Source organism: Sphingomonas sp. HF-S4, assembly GCF_032911445.1.
GTDB classification, from domain to species: Bacteria; Pseudomonadota; Alphaproteobacteria; order Sphingomonadales; family Sphingomonadaceae; genus Sphingomonas; species Sphingomonas agrestis.
Genome location: NZ_JAWJEJ010000001.1, coordinates 1 through 14,052 on the forward strand (window position 1 = coordinate 1; position 14,052 = coordinate 14,052).

The window sequence follows — 14,052 nt, forward strand, 5'->3', positions numbered from 1 at the left end:
ACAACGTCAGAAATGACGCGACCAGCTCACGCTGGCAAACACTTGCCGCGGGATGGAGCAGCCCGGTAGCTCGTCAGGCTCATAACCTGAAGGTCGCAGGTTCAAATCCTGCTCCCGCAACCAAACACCAGACAACCAAGCCGTCTCAGGATCTCCTGAGGCGGTTTTTTTGTGCCCTTTTCCTGAGCTTAGCCCGAGTCGCGAGCCTCCGGGGCGTCTCTCCGAATGCCGCCAGATGCCACCACGTCGATTTGCTTTTGGGAGTATTTTCCGGGGTAATCCCCGCAGACACCTGCGGAGCACCCCCAAATGGCTCTCAAGAGCCCCTATGGCGCGCCCGCCGATCGCATGAAAGAAGAAGCGCGAGCATCTCGTGCCACTCGCGCCGCAGGTGGCCGACTTGCTGAAGGAGGTTCGCGCCTATTCGACAGGCGGCCACGTCTGCAACGCGGGGCGGCGACGAAACGCTGGATTGGAACCCTAAGACCGTCGACAACGGAGGCAATGGGCCTGCTCAGCATAATCCTTTCGCTCGGTGTGGCGAACTCGGTGTTCCTTGCCGCTCTAGTCGTGCGCAATGGGACCGACGTTATCGCGAACCGCCTTCTTGCAACGCTCCTGATGTTAGTAGCGCTGCGGTTGTGCATCTACGTTCTTGGGTTCGCTGGCGCTTACGACGCACACCCTTGGCTGACGTTCGCACCGCTCGATATGTCGGCGGGGTTTGCGCCGCTCTTATGGCTATACGTCCGGGCGAAATTGGGACGATTTCCGAGAGACTGGCGCGTGCATCTCGTCCCTGCGGCGATCCAGTTGCTCTACCAATTGATTTGTTTCGCGCTGCCGCTGGACGCCAAATGGGAGTGGTACACTACTTCGCATCTTCCCTTGGTTGCGCCGGCGGCAATGTGGGCCATTCTATTTGCCGGCACCGTCTATCTGGCGCTGTGCTGGTGCGAGCAGGCGAAATATCAAGCGTGGCTCGATACCCGCTTTGCCGATCGCGAACACTGGCGGCTTGGATGGCTGCGGGTGATGATCGCGGCATTCGCAGTGCTTCTGGGAGTCACCGTAGCCGCCGCCGCATGGCACGCGTTCGTCCACCCGCTCGACTATTTCGGGCGCGCGCCGATCATGTTCGGCTTCTGTCTGCTCGCTTATGTACTGGGCCTTTTCGGCTGGCGGCACAGCGAGACCGTCTACTCCGTCAGGGCCGCAAGCGAAGCGGATTCGTTTCGCAGGACCGACTATATCAGACAGGCTGAAATTTGGACGCGGCGGATCGAGGCGCAGGGCTGGTGGCGGGAGGAAGGGTTAACGCTCGGGGAGGTCGCGCACCGGCTCGGCACGTCCGAACGCAGCCTGTCGCGTGCGCTCAACGGGGGGAGTGGCGAGAACTTCAATAGGATTATCAACGCGATGAGAGTCAGCGCGATAAAGCGTGCGCTTGCCGATCCGGACGAGGCACGAGACCTGCTGACGCTCGCACTCGACTATGGGTTCTCGTCCAAGGCCAGTTTCAATCGCGCGTTCCGACAAGTCGTGGGATTGACGCCCTCGGCCTGGCGTAGCGAAATCCGCCAGGGCACGATTTAGGCGGATTGTGCAGCGACGCGCCGAGCGAATTGAAGGCCATTAGCGCCCTCCTGCTGGAGCTGCGCCATTCTTATTACCCTACTCCTGTCCATCGCTTCGCCCGACCCTGATTCGCTGTTCGCGTCGGTCGCGCGCAAGGACACGCCCGGTTGCACTCTCGATGTCCGGCGGGGTGGCAAGATCCTCGCCCAGCGCAGCTACGGCATGGCAAATTTGGAAACGCCGCAGCCAAACGGCCTGGACACCGTGTTCGAGGCGGGATCCGTTTCCAAGCAATTGACCGGCGCGCTTGCCGCGCGCCTGATCGAACGCGGCACTTTGTCATTCGACGACAGCATCCGCCGCTGGTTGCCCGAGTTGCCTGCGCTCTACCAGCCGGTGATGCTTGGGATGCTGCTGCATCACACCAGTGGCATCCGAGACTGGGGAGTGCTCGCCGACTTGACCGGTTGGCCGCGAGGATCGCGCGCTTATTCGATGGAGGATGCGATCGCACTGATCGCGCAGCAGAAGGCATTCAATTTCCCACCCGGGACCGAATTTCTATACAGCAATTCGAATTATCTTCTTATGGCGCGGATTATCGAGCGGGCGGCGGGGCAGCCCTTCGCCGAGTTCGCCGCGGCCGAACTATTCACGCCGCTGGGCATGACCCAAACCCGCTGGCGCAGCGATTTCCGGCCTGTCGTACCTCGCCGTGCGCAGGCCTATTCGCCCGACGCCAACGGGGCGTGGCAACTGGACATGCCCTTTGAAGACGTCGTGGGTCCAGGCGGGCTGTTGACCACGGTCGGGGACCTGCAGCGCTGGAACGCCGCACTCGACGAGCCGAGGCGTGGATGGGTGGCATTGATGACCGAGCCGGGCAGGCTGACCGACGGAACGCGCGTGCCCTATGGGCTGGGGATAGAGCTCGGGCCGGTCGCTGGTCGCGATGCCTTCAGTCATGCAGGGTCGACTGCCGGCTATCGCGCATGGTTGGGACGCTTTCCCGCCGACCATCTCTGGATCGCGCTGCTGTGCAATTCCGGATCGATCAACACCGAGGAACTGGGGCCACAGCTGGCATCGCTGTTTCTCCCAGCGGCGACGCCGAAGCAGAATGCCACTGCGCAGGTGGCGACCGCCACCGGCGTGCCAGCGGACGTCCCAGGTGCGTATCGAAACCTGGCGACCGACACGATGGTCAAAATCGTCGAAGCGGAAAGCGGCCTGCGTATCGGTAGTTCGCGCTTCTTGATAATCTCGCCCGATGATTTCGCCGCCGAGGATGGCAGGCGCGCCAGGGTGAGCCGCGACAGCGGCGGCCACGTGTCCGCGCTCGTCGTCACACGATCTGGCAACGCGCCGATTTGGCTTGAGCCGACGAGAACATCGAACCCGGACGCCGCCGAACTCGCCCAACTCGCCGGCTGCTATCGAAGTCATGACACGGACGGTGAGCATTGTCTGGTATTCGCAGATGGTGCGCTTCGCTGGCGAAGCCCGCGCGGAACGTCGCAGCCGTTGCAACCGACGATTGCCGATACGTTCAGTGCTCCGGAGTCCGGCTGGACGCTCCGTATCCGCCGCGATGCGAAAGGTGCCGGCGCAGGGTTTAGCGCCAGCATTGGGAGAGCGCGCCAAATCCCGTTCGAGCGCCAGCAAGCTACCGTTCGATGAGTTCGGCTAAGGTGATGCGTCGCGCTTGCGGTTCCGACGCTTCCCCGCGCCGAGCGGCGACCAATGCCAGTTCAAAAGGTGAAATATGAGAAGAACAGGTCGCCTTTGCCGGGTGCCCGCGATTGCCGGGCTTATCGCCCCATCAACCCCGGTATCGGCCAATGCCTCAGAGGCGCATCGGGCCGGCGAGATCGTCCTCGAGGCCGGCGTCATCACGCTCGCGGATCGATCGATCCGATATTAGATCGGCATTCGCGGCCATCGGCTTTGGACCGACCCGGCGACAGACTTGCTTGGTTTCTGGGATTTTGAGGCAGTGCTGGGCTCCGCGGCCGATTGGCTGACACCCGACCTTCGACGCGATTCGCATCCCTGTGATCAATCCAACGCCCGTACTCTTCATCCACGGCGAGTGGGACATATCGACTCCTATCGACAATACCCTTGGCCTTCTCCCTTATTTCCCCATGGTCGGGCGCTCCTGGTGCATCGCGGCACCCACCAGGCACGCAACCCGCTCTTCGCCAATGCTCTGGGAACCGGCAACAAGATCATCGACTTCCTTCGCAGCGGGGACTTGAGCGGCTTGGCGGTGATCGCCGAGCTCCCGCCGGTCAGGTTTCAAACGCCGAGCTTTTCACCGCCTGCTCAAACTCTCGCGCCGGCTTACCTTCGGTCACAAGTACGCCACAGGGGCTTTATGATGCTGTCTAGGGAATCCCACGAACTGAACAGGCCGTGCCATAAGTTGCAAAGGTGGGGCGCGTGAGCACTAGGCCACAGCGCTATGATCCGTTTCTCCGCCCAAAGGCAAAGGCGAAGCCTAGATGCGCTTGGCCCTCGATCATTCTCGAACGTAATAGGCTACTGAGTTCGCCTCCGGCAGCGAAAGCGTGATGCCCTGCACGATCCCCCAGGCATCGCGGCGGAAATCGAGGGTAAACGTATAGAGCCCGAGATACGCGAATTGCCCCGGCCCGACCGGGACCAGCGGGGTAGCGGAAGGTTGACCCGGAAGGGCAAGACGTACGGCGGTCCCGTCGATCTCGATCTGCAGGGTCTCATGTTCAAAACTGTCGGCGATCCCGCGTCGCAAGTGGATGGGCACTGCGGCGTCCAGCCGATAGCGCCCCGCAAAATCGGGCGAGGGCGCCATCCGCAGCCCCGCGCTGCGTAGTTCGGGATGAGCGCCCAGCCCGATCGTGTCGGCCAGGGCGTTGCGTATCTCCGCCACGAGCGGAACGCCGTTGCTGCCGTTGGTCAGGATCACGAAGCCATCGCCCGTTTCCGGATAGCCTTCCATGAACGCGAGGTAGCTCTCGTTCGCGCCCATGTGAAAGAAATGCCGGCCCATGCCGCTGCCGCCAAGCCGCGGTCCGAGCCCGAACACGCTCGGCGATACTTCGGTCATCATAGCCGTCGCGAGCGCCTGAGGAAGGTATGGCGAGCGCCCCTGGTAGCTCTGTATCAGTCCAGCGACGAACCGTCCGAGATCGTTCGCGCTCGTCCAAAGGCCCGACGCTCCCGCTTCCGCGAAGCTCTCCCAACCGCGCGGCCCCGCCGTCGGCGCACTATTACCGTCATGCGCCTTGGCGATGTTGCCGCGGACGGCGGACAACGGGCTCTCGAACGTGCTGCGCGCCATGCCGAGCGGCTCGAACACCTCGGTCCGGGCGAGATCGGCCAGCGGCCGGCCCGTCGCATCCTCGATCGCCAGCTGCTCCACGGTGACGCCGCCCCCGGAATAATCGTTGACGCTCCCCGGCGCGTGCTTGAAGCGCACGGCTTCGTTCTTCGCCGGCTTCGCGCCCTCCAGCACCTGGACCAGGGTCGGCATCGGTTCATCGGGGCGATAATCGGCGAAGCCGTGCACCCCCAGGCCGGCGGTGTGGGACATCAGCATGCGCAGGCTCACGCCGGGCCGCGGCATCCCGGAGGTGGCGGGTAGCTTCCAGCGCTTCAGATAATCGTCGACATTGCGATCGAGGTCCAGACGCCCCCCGGCCACTAGTCGCAAGGTGGTGGCGGCCGTCACCACCTTGCTGATCGAGCCTACCGAAAAGAGCGTGTCGCCATCGACCCTTTCTCCGGTGCCAGCCTCGCGCAGGCCGTACCCTGTCGATAGAACCACCTCGCCGTTTCGGACGATCGCGATCGCGACCCCCGGCACCTTGTAGTGGCGCATGCGTTCGGCAAGCGACCAGCGCGGCGGAGCTTCGCCTGGCATGGTCACGCTCGGACGAAGACCAAGGTCCAGAGCAGGAATCGGCTCGGACGGCGGCGTGACCTGCGCGGTGACCGGACCTAGGGCGCCGAGCGCGAATGCGCCGGCAGCCAGCAAATGGACACGAGGCAAGCGCATCAAGAAATTCCTTTACCGATTGCTCATGCCGTCATCTGACGCACCTTCGTGAGCATCGCGAAGCGGATTGGGACGATCGGCACCTATTGGGGACGAACGCCTATTCGCGTCCGTCCACCGGCACGCTATGAGAAGACCGTGCAACCGATCGCGCGCGGATCTTTATGGGAGCGGGATATCCCGTTTGGTATTGTGGCGGCGCTCGTCCTGCTCGCCTTCGTGCTTGGCTGTGTGGTGAACGGTGCGGCGCTTCGGCTCAATCCGTTCGCAACAGAGCACCCCGCCGAGACGCCCGTCGCGAAGCTGATGATCTGGCTGGCGGCGTTCGCAATCATCAGCGGTTGCCGGCAGCCGCTGCGGGAGATGCTCGAGGCTCGCCGAGCCTCGCCGCTGCTGCTTGCCGCCTTGGCCTTCGTGCCCGTCACGCTGGTCGATATTGGAGCCTCGTGGTTTGCCGTCGCGATCTCAGGTTACCCGACCTGCGCGCCCGGTGCCCTGCCGCTGCCGACGCTGTCCAGCTTCCTGCCGCGTTCGATGTTCCTTGGCGCCGCTCTCCTCGGGGCGATGACTGCCTTGAGCCGGCATCTGGCTTCACACAGAGCGGAGCCTCCGGCGAAATCGGTTCCGTCCCCTGCGGAGACGTCGCCCCGGTCGGGCGAATGGCTTGATTTGCCGGAGGCGCCGCTGTTGCACCTGCGGACCAAGGACGTGGTACTGATTCGGTCGGCCGGTAATTACAGCGAAATCGTCGCCGCAGGCAGGACCTACCTCGTACGGGTCACGCTGGCGCAACTTGCCGATCGGTTCGGACCGCTGGGCTTCGTACGGGTCCATCGCCAGGCGCTGGTCAATGGACGGCATGTGAAGGAAATCTATCGTCAGCCGGGCGGCCGTCCAGTGATACACCTATATGGCGATATCTTCGTACCGCTCGGCAGGCGCTACCTCGATGCGGTCCGAGCCCTGATCTCGTGAGGCTTTCGCTGGCGCAATCGCGGCGCTCTCAACCGGGAAGAGCGGCGAACGGCGGTATATGGCGGGTTGGATGCGATGCTGCTCGCTTCGATGAAGCACCACGCCCCCGCGCCGGATGTCGCTGGGCCGATCATCAAGTCGTACGCCGAATCGCCTGATCCGATGGCGCAGGCAATCGGCGTGCTGCTCGTTTCCCAACGGTTGTTGGAAGACGGGCGCTGAAAGGAGAGACGACACGCTCATCGAGCAGAATCCGACCCAGCTTGCAGCCATTGCCGAGGTCGCCAGCGCCCATGTAGCGAACGCCGAACAGTACCCAGCTGATCCGCTTCTTCGATGATGATGATGACGGCGTTCGAACATCGCAGCCAATTGCTTTCGGCGGTTCGAACCCTCGACCATCGCGATGCACGTTCCTTCGCGCGAAGCCTATATGCGTTGTCAGACCTTCGCCAAGTCGATGTTATGGTAGCGAAGTCCCACGAGCTTTCGGCGGCTTGCGACCGGATACGTCGGCCACTGCCCCAGCCTCGAACGGCGGCTCCCACCAATGCCGGTCGAAGCCGAAAACGGGCGTGGTTGCGGCGATCCTTGAATTTCAGCTCGTCCCCATGGCCAATCCGCTTGTCGCGAAGACGAACGCAATTTCGCTCGGAGCGTTTGCCCTGAACATTGAGCGGGATAGGCAAGGGCATCGGCAGAAGGAGACAGCATGGCGCTTCGCGGATTTCGATCGATACACGTGAGCACTCTGCTTGGTGCCATGGTTCTGGTTTTGCCTATGGCCGGTTGCGGTGTGGGTTCGGAACAGCGGACGAGTGCCGAGCCATCCGAGCTAAGCTATGAGCAGTCCACCAAGCTTAGCGCCTATTCTCGGACCCTCATCGACTTTGATCCGAGCCGTCTCAGGCGCGAGTTCGCGGAACGGCGGCTCGACAAGGCTACCGCTGAAGATTCGCCTTTCATGGATGCCCAAAGCGTCGAGAATGCCTGGGAGGATCTCAGGCGTACGCGCGCGATGGACGGGGCGCTCAAGGACATCGACCCTCTGGCGGATCGCCTGTTGGCGCCGCTTGGACGGCTCGCCGCAAAGGCCAAGGACCTGCGCAGTTATCTGACCATGCGCGGCTATCTCACCGACGATTTTGCGCGAGCTCGGAAGGAGGCACCGGAAATCCTCGCTGACTATGATGTGATCATCGCTGCGACCGACGCTCTTGCGAAGACAGTCGAGACCAGCCGGGTTAAGACAGAGGCCGTTTTGATCAAGCGCCTCCAGGGCGAGGGGCGCATGGCCGACGTCTATGAGCTCCAGATCGCGCAGCAAGTGCGCAAAGTGCGCGAGCTCGCGGGGGATGGACCGACGCTGGAGCCGGCGGTTCTCGATGAGATGGACAAACTCTTAACGCAGCTCACGCCGCTGCTGGACAAGGTGCGGACCGCACGTACCGAGGAAGCGCGCAAAGCCGGAGAGGACGCCGTCCTGGACAATGGCGTGGTCGCCTCCGCCGAGAGCATGATCGGCGCACTGCGCGAATATCGCCGCTCCAGGGACGCCGATAACCTCAAGGAACTGCGAGAGGCGGCGAGCAATGTGCTGCGCGCGACCGCATGAGGGAAAGGGTATGATCGGCTATCTGGCCTGGGAAAACGAGCCCGTCGGCATCCCGGCTTTTCGGTCGATCGCGATTATCGACGGCATGATCCATGCGTCGCAGGTCGCGTCGTGTATCGCCGACCTCTACGCGCGGTTCGAAGCGCTTTTCGGGGAGGCGGCCAACGAGACCTCCTATAATTTCCCAGGGTATACCGGGAAAATCAGGCGTGCGACGCCGCGCCTTCTCGAGGCGGCCCGCGCCTTTCTCGAGAAGGATGGCGAGACGGCCTCGGGCGCCGGTTTGCGTCGCTATGGTCATGCGTTGTCCGACTATCCACATCCTGGCCTGCCCTTTTTCGGGGTGGAGCAGCGCCACGATCTCTTCTTCCTGGAGGCCGCGCTTCCGCAGGAGGGCGACGAGTGGGCGGACTTTGGCGAGGCGATGAACGCCGCTCTGAAGGCGATGCCGACGATCAGCGCGGTGATGGGGAAGGGCATGTTCGTACCCCCACACCATAGCAGCCTCAATTTCCTTCCCGTCATGGGGGTCGACCAGCGGCGGGCTGCGCTCGGTACGAATGCCGATATGGCGCAGGAGGCGTTGCGCCGGGAGGGCTCTTCCCACCGCTGGAAGGAGGGCGAGGAGCCGGGCATCATCGATATCGGCTGGCGGACCTACATCGGCCCTGACTATTGGGATCGGGCTGAGCCGGGACTTGCTTCGCTGGCGGAGGAGCCTGGCGTTACGATCGAGCGCACGGAGGATCTCCTGATCATCACCGCGGGCGAGGAACCGATCTGGGGCTTGCCGGAGGAGGAGGACGCGCTACGTCCTTATTCCGCCGTGGCGCGTGCACTGAAGCCGATCCGTCAGCCGCTCAGCGCGGCGCGCGCCTTCTGGTTTGGCGGCGGCGTGATTGAGGACCATGATACCTTGGTGGCCGACTATCTTACGCGGCTCGATTGATTTGCGCATTCTATGATCGGGTTATACAGATAGCGATGGCGTAAAATACGTATTAAATTGCTATAGCGTTGGTCCAAGATGGCGGCGTCTTATTTATTGATGATAAGATAATTTATCCTGATGGATACTATATTGATATGTCATGGACTGACAGGTCCATAATTGTCGGATTGCCTACGCTTCTAGTTCCGGTTTCCAGTCCGTCGTAGCGCAACTCTATCGCTCGTCCCGACCGCTAGAGGCCCCTGGATTCGCTCGCTCCTGTGCGAGCGATCGGCAGCCATACCGACGATGAGGCGCCATGGACGCGGGTCGTGCCTTCTTCCGCCAGCACAGCCGGTACGGAACAACCGAGCGCTGACGATCCTACCGTCCAGCAGCGCTGCCCGCGCGTGAGTCCGTTCTAATCGGCGTCTTTGATAATACGATCATACAAAATGTTTGACAGGGTTTTGCCTGGACCTAGTGTTTGGTTCCTGGGGAACGCGGATGGCGCGCCGTTGGGAAGGACATCGATGGAGCAATCACGCACCCGCGGATGGATGGTCGTCGCGATCAGCCTGTTCGGGATATCGACGGGGCCGGCCGCCTTCGGTCTTGCGTCGATGGGAGTGACCGCCGAACCGCTGGCGCAGCAGTTCGGCTGGAGCCGCACCGCGATCAGCGCGGCGGTGTCGATCATGATGCTGAGCACCGCGGCGTGCATGCCGATTGCAGGCAAGTTGATCGATACGCTCGGCGCGCGGCGGGTGCTGATTCCCTCGGTGGTGATCCTTGCGATGTGCGTCGCCGGACTCGGTTTCGTCCAGACCTATTGGCAATTCATCGCGCTCTACGTCGCGATGGGAACAATCGCGGTGGGGACCAACAGCACTGCTTACATGCGCGTGATCACCACCTGGTTCGATCACCGCCGTGGTCTGGCGATCGGGATCGCCGGCAGCGGCACCGGTCTAGGCTTCGCCTATGTGCCGGTGCTGGCCCAGGCGCTGCTCGAATATGGTGGCTGGCGGATCGCGTATCTGGGGCTCGGTGCGGTGCTGTTGGTCGGCACGCTGCCGCTGGTGCTGCTCGCAATCCATGAGGCGCCCGGGCACGACGCGCCACATGATGCGCCCGAGGCACGCAGTACCACCGGCGACAGCATGGCGCAGGCAATGCGCAAGCCCGATTTCTGGGTGCTCGGCGGGATCTTCGTGGTGCTCGCCTTCGTGCTCTACGGGCTGATCCCGCACCTCGTGCCGCTGCTCCAGGATCGCGGCGTGCCCGCGGGCCAGGCAGCGGGGATCGCCTCGCTGTTCGGCATGGCGACGTTCGGCGGGCGGCTGTTGATCGGCTTCATGGTCGACAAGCACGACGCGCGGCGGATCGCTTTCCTGTTCTTCTCGCTCTCGGCGATCGGGCTGCTGCTGCTCGCGCTGCCGCTACCGCTCTGGGCGTTTCTGCCCGCGGCGTTGCTGCTTGGCGGGAGTCTTGGCGCCGAGGTCGACATGCTCGCCTATCTGACCTCGCGCTATTTCGGGCTGCGCTGCTTCGCGCAGATCTTTTCCACCCTGTTCGCGGCGGTGATGGTTGCGATGGGACTGGGGCCGCTCGCGTTCGGCGCGGTCTATGACGCGACCGGATCCTACACCGCGATCTTGGCAATCGGCGTGCCGATCTGCCTGCTTGCCTCAGGGCTGGTGCTGTTGCTCAGCCCCTATGGCGCGCGCGCGCGAGGCGGCCAGATTTCTATGACCTGAAATACCCCCGAGGGCGCACAAGAAAGGGGCCGTTCCCTCGCGGAGCGGCCCCTTATAATTTGCGCGACGATCAGGCCGCCTGGGAGAGATCGGGATCCTCGATCTGGACGCGGAAGCCCGAGCGTACTTGCGGGAAATAGTCCCAGATCGCGAGATGCTGGGTGCAGCGATTGTCCCAGAACGCCACCGAATGCTGCTCCCATTTGAAGCGGCACTGGAAATACGCATTCTCGACATGACGGTAGAGGAAGTCGAGCACCGCCTCGCTCTCGGCCGGGGGCAGTTCGTTGATGTGGCTGGTGAAGCCCTTGTTGACGAACAGCACTTTCCGCCCGGTCACCGGATGGGTGCGGATCACTGGATGGGTGGCGATCGGATACTGCCCATTGGGATCGAAGCGGCCAAAGGCGAGCCGGCCGTCGTGCGTCGCGGTGAGCCCCTCGAGATACGCCTTCATCCGGTCCGACAGCGCGTCATAGGCGGCGTACATACTCGAGAACGCAGTGTCGCCACCAGCGCTGGGCAGCGTGTGCAGATAGAGGATACTGCCCATCGGCGGCTTGGCCGCGCAGGTCATGTCGCTGTGCCATTCCTCGCCGGCGACGTGCTTCGAGTTCTCGTCGGCATGTAGCTTCCGCACCTCGGGATGGTCGGGCAGGCCCTTCAAGGCATGCGCCTGGAGGTTGCCGAAATGCAGCCCGAGGCGCTTGAGCGACACCGGATCGAGCGGCTGGTTGCGGAAGAAGATCACCTGATGGTCGGCGATCGCCCGGTGGAGATCGGCGACCTGCTCGGCCGAGAGCGGTACGGTGAGGTCGATTCCCGAGATCACCGCGCCGATCCGCGGCGTCAGCTGTTCGGCGGTTATGGTGCGATAGGCCATGCGTGCTCCTTTTGATGGGGTCAATGTCGAGCATATCGCCGAGCCTGGTTGCGTCAATGTATACAGTGCACAGTATGCGGAGTTACGGCACGTTTGCGGCTAGACAACGCCAGCGCTAGACGGCTGGGGACTGGAGGGCAGATGGCGCGCAAGGGATTGATCGAGCCGGCGGAGCGGCTGAGCGACAAGGTGTACGCGAAGCTGCGCGAGGAGATCGATTCGGGGACGATTGCGGCGGGACAGCGGCTGGTCGAGGTCGAGGTGGCGGGGCGCTATGGCGTGTCGCGGACCCCGGTGCGCGAGGCGCTAATCCGGCTCGCGCGCGAAGGCGCATTGGAGCCCGCCGAGCGCGGCTTCGCGCTGCCCAGCGACGATCATCTGGCGATGCGCGAGCGGCTTGAGGCGCGGCGGCTGCTCGACGTTGCGCTTGCCCGCGCGGCGGCGGCGGCGATCGTCCGCGGCGATGTCGATACCGCGCCGCTCGATGCCGAACTGCGCCGCGCCGCGTCGGCGCATGCCCAGGGCCGCGCGCGTGCCTTCGCCAATGCCCACCACGCGCTGCGCGCCGCGATCCGCGCCATCGCCGGCAACCGGCTGCTCGCGCGCTGCGGCGAACTGGTCGACGACAGCTTCCGGCTGGGGCGCGAACAGCTCTACCGCGTCGCCGGCAATCGCGAGGCGACGCTCGCCGCCGATCGCGCGTTGGTCGCGGCGCTGCTCGCCGGCGACGCCGATGCCGCACAAGCCGAGACGCTTGCCTTCATCGCCCGGGTCGAAAGCCACGCTGCACCCGCCAACTAAGTTGCTTGTATGATTGTATGACGATAGCTTCGCGTCGAGCCGCAGCGTGGGGCGGCAGCGATCGGGGACAGGCAATGAAAACGGGACGCAAGGCACTGGCGACGGGCGCTGGGCTGGCACTGCTGGTAGCGGGCAGCGCGGCCGCGCAGGATCGCGTGATCCACGCCGGCAAACTGTTCGACGGCGAGAAGCGCAGCCTCCAGGGACCAAGCTCGATCGTCATCAAGGACGATCGCATCGTTTCGATCGAGAAGGGCTTCGTCACGCCGCCGGGCGCCGAGGTGATCGACCTGCGGGGCGAGACCGTGATGCCCGGGCTGATCGATTCGCACACGCACATCACCTCGCTGCCGCGTACCGGCAATGCGATCGCCAAGAACATGACCTATTCGCCGCTCGACACGGTCCTCGCCGCGACGGTGAACACCCGCGCCGTGCTGCTCTCGGGCGTCACTACCGTCCGCGATCTCGGCGCGCTCTATGGCGCAGACACCGCGCTCAAGGCGGCGATCGAGCGCGGATCGGTGATCGGTCCGCGGATGTGGATCGCCGGCGAGGCGATCGGTCCGACCGGCGGCCATAACGATTGGAGCCACGGCCTCGCCTATGATGTGACTCGTCCCGAATTCGGAGCAGGCCTTGCCGACGGGGCCGATGCGGTGACCGCGCTCGCGCGGCGCGAGCATAAGCTCGGCGCCAATGTGATCAAGATCATGCCCTCGGGCGGGGTGGTGAGCAGCGGCGACGATCCCAAGGCCAAGCTGATGAGTGATGCCGAGATCAAGGCTGCGGTCGATACCGCGCACGCGCTGGGGCTCAAGCTCGCCGCGCATGGCCACGGCAAGGCCGCGATCGATGCGGCGGTGCGCTTGGGCGCGGACTCGATCGAGCACGGCACCTATGCGGATGCCGGGAGCTTCGCGCTGATGAAGGCGCACGGCACGTATTTCATCGCGACCCTGCTCACCACGCAGAAGCTGCATGACACTGCGGTCAACCGCCCAGACGCGCTGACGCCTTCCACTCGGGCCAAGGTGCTGGCGATGGGGACCGGCAGCGTCAAGCTGACCAATGCCTACAAGGCGGGCGTGAAGATCGCGCTGGGCAGCGATACCGGGGCAGGCGAGAATGCCAAGGAAGCGGCACTGATGGTCAAGGCAGGGATGGCGCCGATCGACGTGCTGATGGCTGCCACCGCCAACGGTGCGGACCTGATCGGCTCGGCGGAGATCGGCAAGATCGCACCCGGCCGCTACGCCGATATCGTCGCGATGCCCGGCGATCCGCTTGCCGATATGGCGGCGCTGGAGGCGATCGACTTCGTGATGAAAAGCGGGGTGGTCTACAAGCAGGGCGGGGTCGAGCAGCCGGTCAGGCTGGTCAATCCGTGATCTCATTCCCCTCCCTGAAAGGGAGGGTAGGGGTGGGTTTAGCGACGAGGCGGGCTCGATGCCCGTCTCGTCGCTT

Annotated in this window: 12 protein-coding genes and 1 tRNA gene; 10 read left to right on the forward strand and 3 right to left on the reverse strand. The window is 63.8% G+C overall.

Annotated features, from left to right (window positions below):
* Positions 1-46: 46 nt before the first annotated feature.
* The 3 genes from RZN05_RS00005 to RZN05_RS00015 all read left to right on the forward strand — a co-directional run bounded on the left by RZN05_RS00005 (position 47) and on the right by RZN05_RS00015 (position 3,258).
* Positions 47-123: transfer RNA gene (locus tag RZN05_RS00005), tRNA-Met, on the forward strand.
* A gap of 381 nt (positions 124-504) precedes the next feature.
* A complete protein-coding gene (locus RZN05_RS00010) occupies positions 505-1,596 on the forward strand; it encodes a helix-turn-helix domain-containing protein (protein WP_317224572.1) in 1,092 nt (363 codons plus the stop codon).
* Positions 1,597-1,710: 114 nt separating this feature from the next.
* Entirely contained in the window at positions 1,711-3,258 is a 1,548-nt protein-coding gene (locus RZN05_RS00015; RefSeq protein ID WP_317227526.1) for a serine hydrolase domain-containing protein, read from the forward strand.
* Between the two features lie 166 nt (positions 3,259-3,424).
* On the opposite strand, the gene RZN05_RS00020 is transcribed toward RZN05_RS00015, so the two are convergent.
* Positions 3,425-3,661, reverse strand: coding sequence for a hypothetical protein (locus RZN05_RS00020; protein WP_317224573.1), 237 nt, complete (start codon positions 3,659-3,661; stop codon positions 3,425-3,427).
* Positions 3,662-4,102: 441 nt separating this feature from the next.
* Positions 4,103-5,620 carry a serine hydrolase domain-containing protein gene (locus tag RZN05_RS00025; protein WP_317224574.1) on the reverse strand — a complete coding sequence of 506 codons (1,518 nt, stop codon included), beginning with the start codon at positions 5,618-5,620 and terminating at the stop codon, positions 4,103-4,105.
* Positions 5,621-5,668: 48 nt separating this feature from the next.
* On the opposite strand from RZN05_RS00025, the gene RZN05_RS00030 reads away from it, so the two are divergent.
* From RZN05_RS00030 to RZN05_RS00050, 5 genes are all read left to right on the forward strand, one after another.
* Positions 5,669-6,595, forward strand: a complete 927-nt coding sequence (locus tag RZN05_RS00030; RefSeq protein WP_317224575.1) for a LytTR family DNA-binding domain-containing protein — start codon at positions 5,669-5,671, stop codon at positions 6,593-6,595.
* 75 nt (positions 6,596-6,670) lie between these two features.
* Positions 6,671-6,817: a hypothetical protein gene (locus RZN05_RS00035; RefSeq protein WP_317224576.1), complete on the forward strand. Its 147-nt coding sequence runs from the start codon at positions 6,671-6,673 to the stop codon at positions 6,815-6,817.
* A 541-nt stretch (positions 6,818-7,358) separates the two neighbouring features.
* The gene (locus RZN05_RS00040; protein WP_317224577.1) at positions 7,359-8,210 is read left to right on the forward strand and encodes a DUF3829 domain-containing protein; all 852 of its coding nucleotides are present in this window, start codon (positions 7,359-7,361) and stop codon (positions 8,208-8,210) included.
* Positions 8,211-8,220: 10 nt separating this feature from the next.
* On the forward strand, positions 8,221-9,159 hold the full coding sequence (locus tag RZN05_RS00045) for a type VI immunity family protein (RefSeq protein ID WP_317224578.1): 939 nt from the start codon (positions 8,221-8,223) through the stop codon (positions 9,157-9,159).
* 515 nt (positions 9,160-9,674) lie between these two features.
* On the forward strand, positions 9,675-10,901 hold the full coding sequence (locus RZN05_RS00050) for an MFS transporter (protein ID WP_317224579.1): 1,227 nt from the start codon (positions 9,675-9,677) through the stop codon (positions 10,899-10,901).
* A gap of 70 nt (positions 10,902-10,971) precedes the next feature.
* On the opposite strand, the gene RZN05_RS00055 is transcribed toward RZN05_RS00050, so the two are convergent.
* Positions 10,972-11,784: a TauD/TfdA dioxygenase family protein gene (locus RZN05_RS00055; RefSeq protein WP_317224580.1), complete on the reverse strand. Its 813-nt coding sequence runs from the start codon at positions 11,782-11,784 to the stop codon at positions 10,972-10,974.
* Positions 11,785-11,925: 141 nt separating this feature from the next.
* On the opposite strand from RZN05_RS00055, the gene RZN05_RS00060 reads away from it, so the two are divergent.
* Positions 11,926-12,585 carry a GntR family transcriptional regulator gene (locus RZN05_RS00060; RefSeq protein WP_317224581.1) on the forward strand — a complete coding sequence of 220 codons (660 nt, stop codon included), beginning with the start codon at positions 11,926-11,928 and terminating at the stop codon, positions 12,583-12,585.
* A 74-nt stretch (positions 12,586-12,659) separates the two neighbouring features.
* Positions 12,660-13,976 carry a metal-dependent hydrolase family protein gene (locus RZN05_RS00065; RefSeq protein ID WP_317224582.1) on the forward strand — a complete coding sequence of 439 codons (1,317 nt, stop codon included), beginning with the start codon at positions 12,660-12,662 and terminating at the stop codon, positions 13,974-13,976.
* The last annotated feature ends 76 nt before the right edge of the window (positions 13,977-14,052 follow it).

What these genes read in the sequence shown, in the direction of transcription:
- RZN05_RS00010 (WP_317224572.1), top strand. Translation starts at nt 505, where the DNA reads ATGGGCCTGCTCAGCATAATCCTTTCGCTCGGTGTGGCGAACTCGGTG.
- RZN05_RS00020 (WP_317224573.1), bottom strand. Translation starts at nt 3,661, where the DNA reads ATGAAGAGTACGGGCGTTGGATTGATCACAGGGATGCGAATCGCGTCG.
- RZN05_RS00025 (WP_317224574.1), bottom strand. Translation starts at nt 5,620, where the DNA reads ATGCGCTTGCCTCGTGTCCATTTGCTGGCTGCCGGCGCATTCGCGCTC.
- RZN05_RS00035 (WP_317224576.1), top strand. Translation starts at nt 6,671, where the DNA reads ATGCTGCTCGCTTCGATGAAGCACCACGCCCCCGCGCCGGATGTCGCT.
- RZN05_RS00040 (WP_317224577.1), top strand. Translation starts at nt 7,359, where the DNA reads ATGGTTCTGGTTTTGCCTATGGCCGGTTGCGGTGTGGGTTCGGAACAG.
- RZN05_RS00045 (WP_317224578.1), top strand. Translation starts at nt 8,221, where the DNA reads ATGATCGGCTATCTGGCCTGGGAAAACGAGCCCGTCGGCATCCCGGCT.
- RZN05_RS00050 (WP_317224579.1), top strand. Translation starts at nt 9,675, where the DNA reads ATGGAGCAATCACGCACCCGCGGATGGATGGTCGTCGCGATCAGCCTG.
- RZN05_RS00055 (WP_317224580.1), bottom strand. Translation starts at nt 11,784, where the DNA reads ATGGCCTATCGCACCATAACCGCCGAACAGCTGACGCCGCGGATCGGC.
- RZN05_RS00060 (WP_317224581.1), top strand. Translation starts at nt 11,926, where the DNA reads ATGGCGCGCAAGGGATTGATCGAGCCGGCGGAGCGGCTGAGCGACAAG.
- RZN05_RS00065 (WP_317224582.1), top strand. Translation starts at nt 12,660, where the DNA reads ATGAAAACGGGACGCAAGGCACTGGCGACGGGCGCTGGGCTGGCACTG.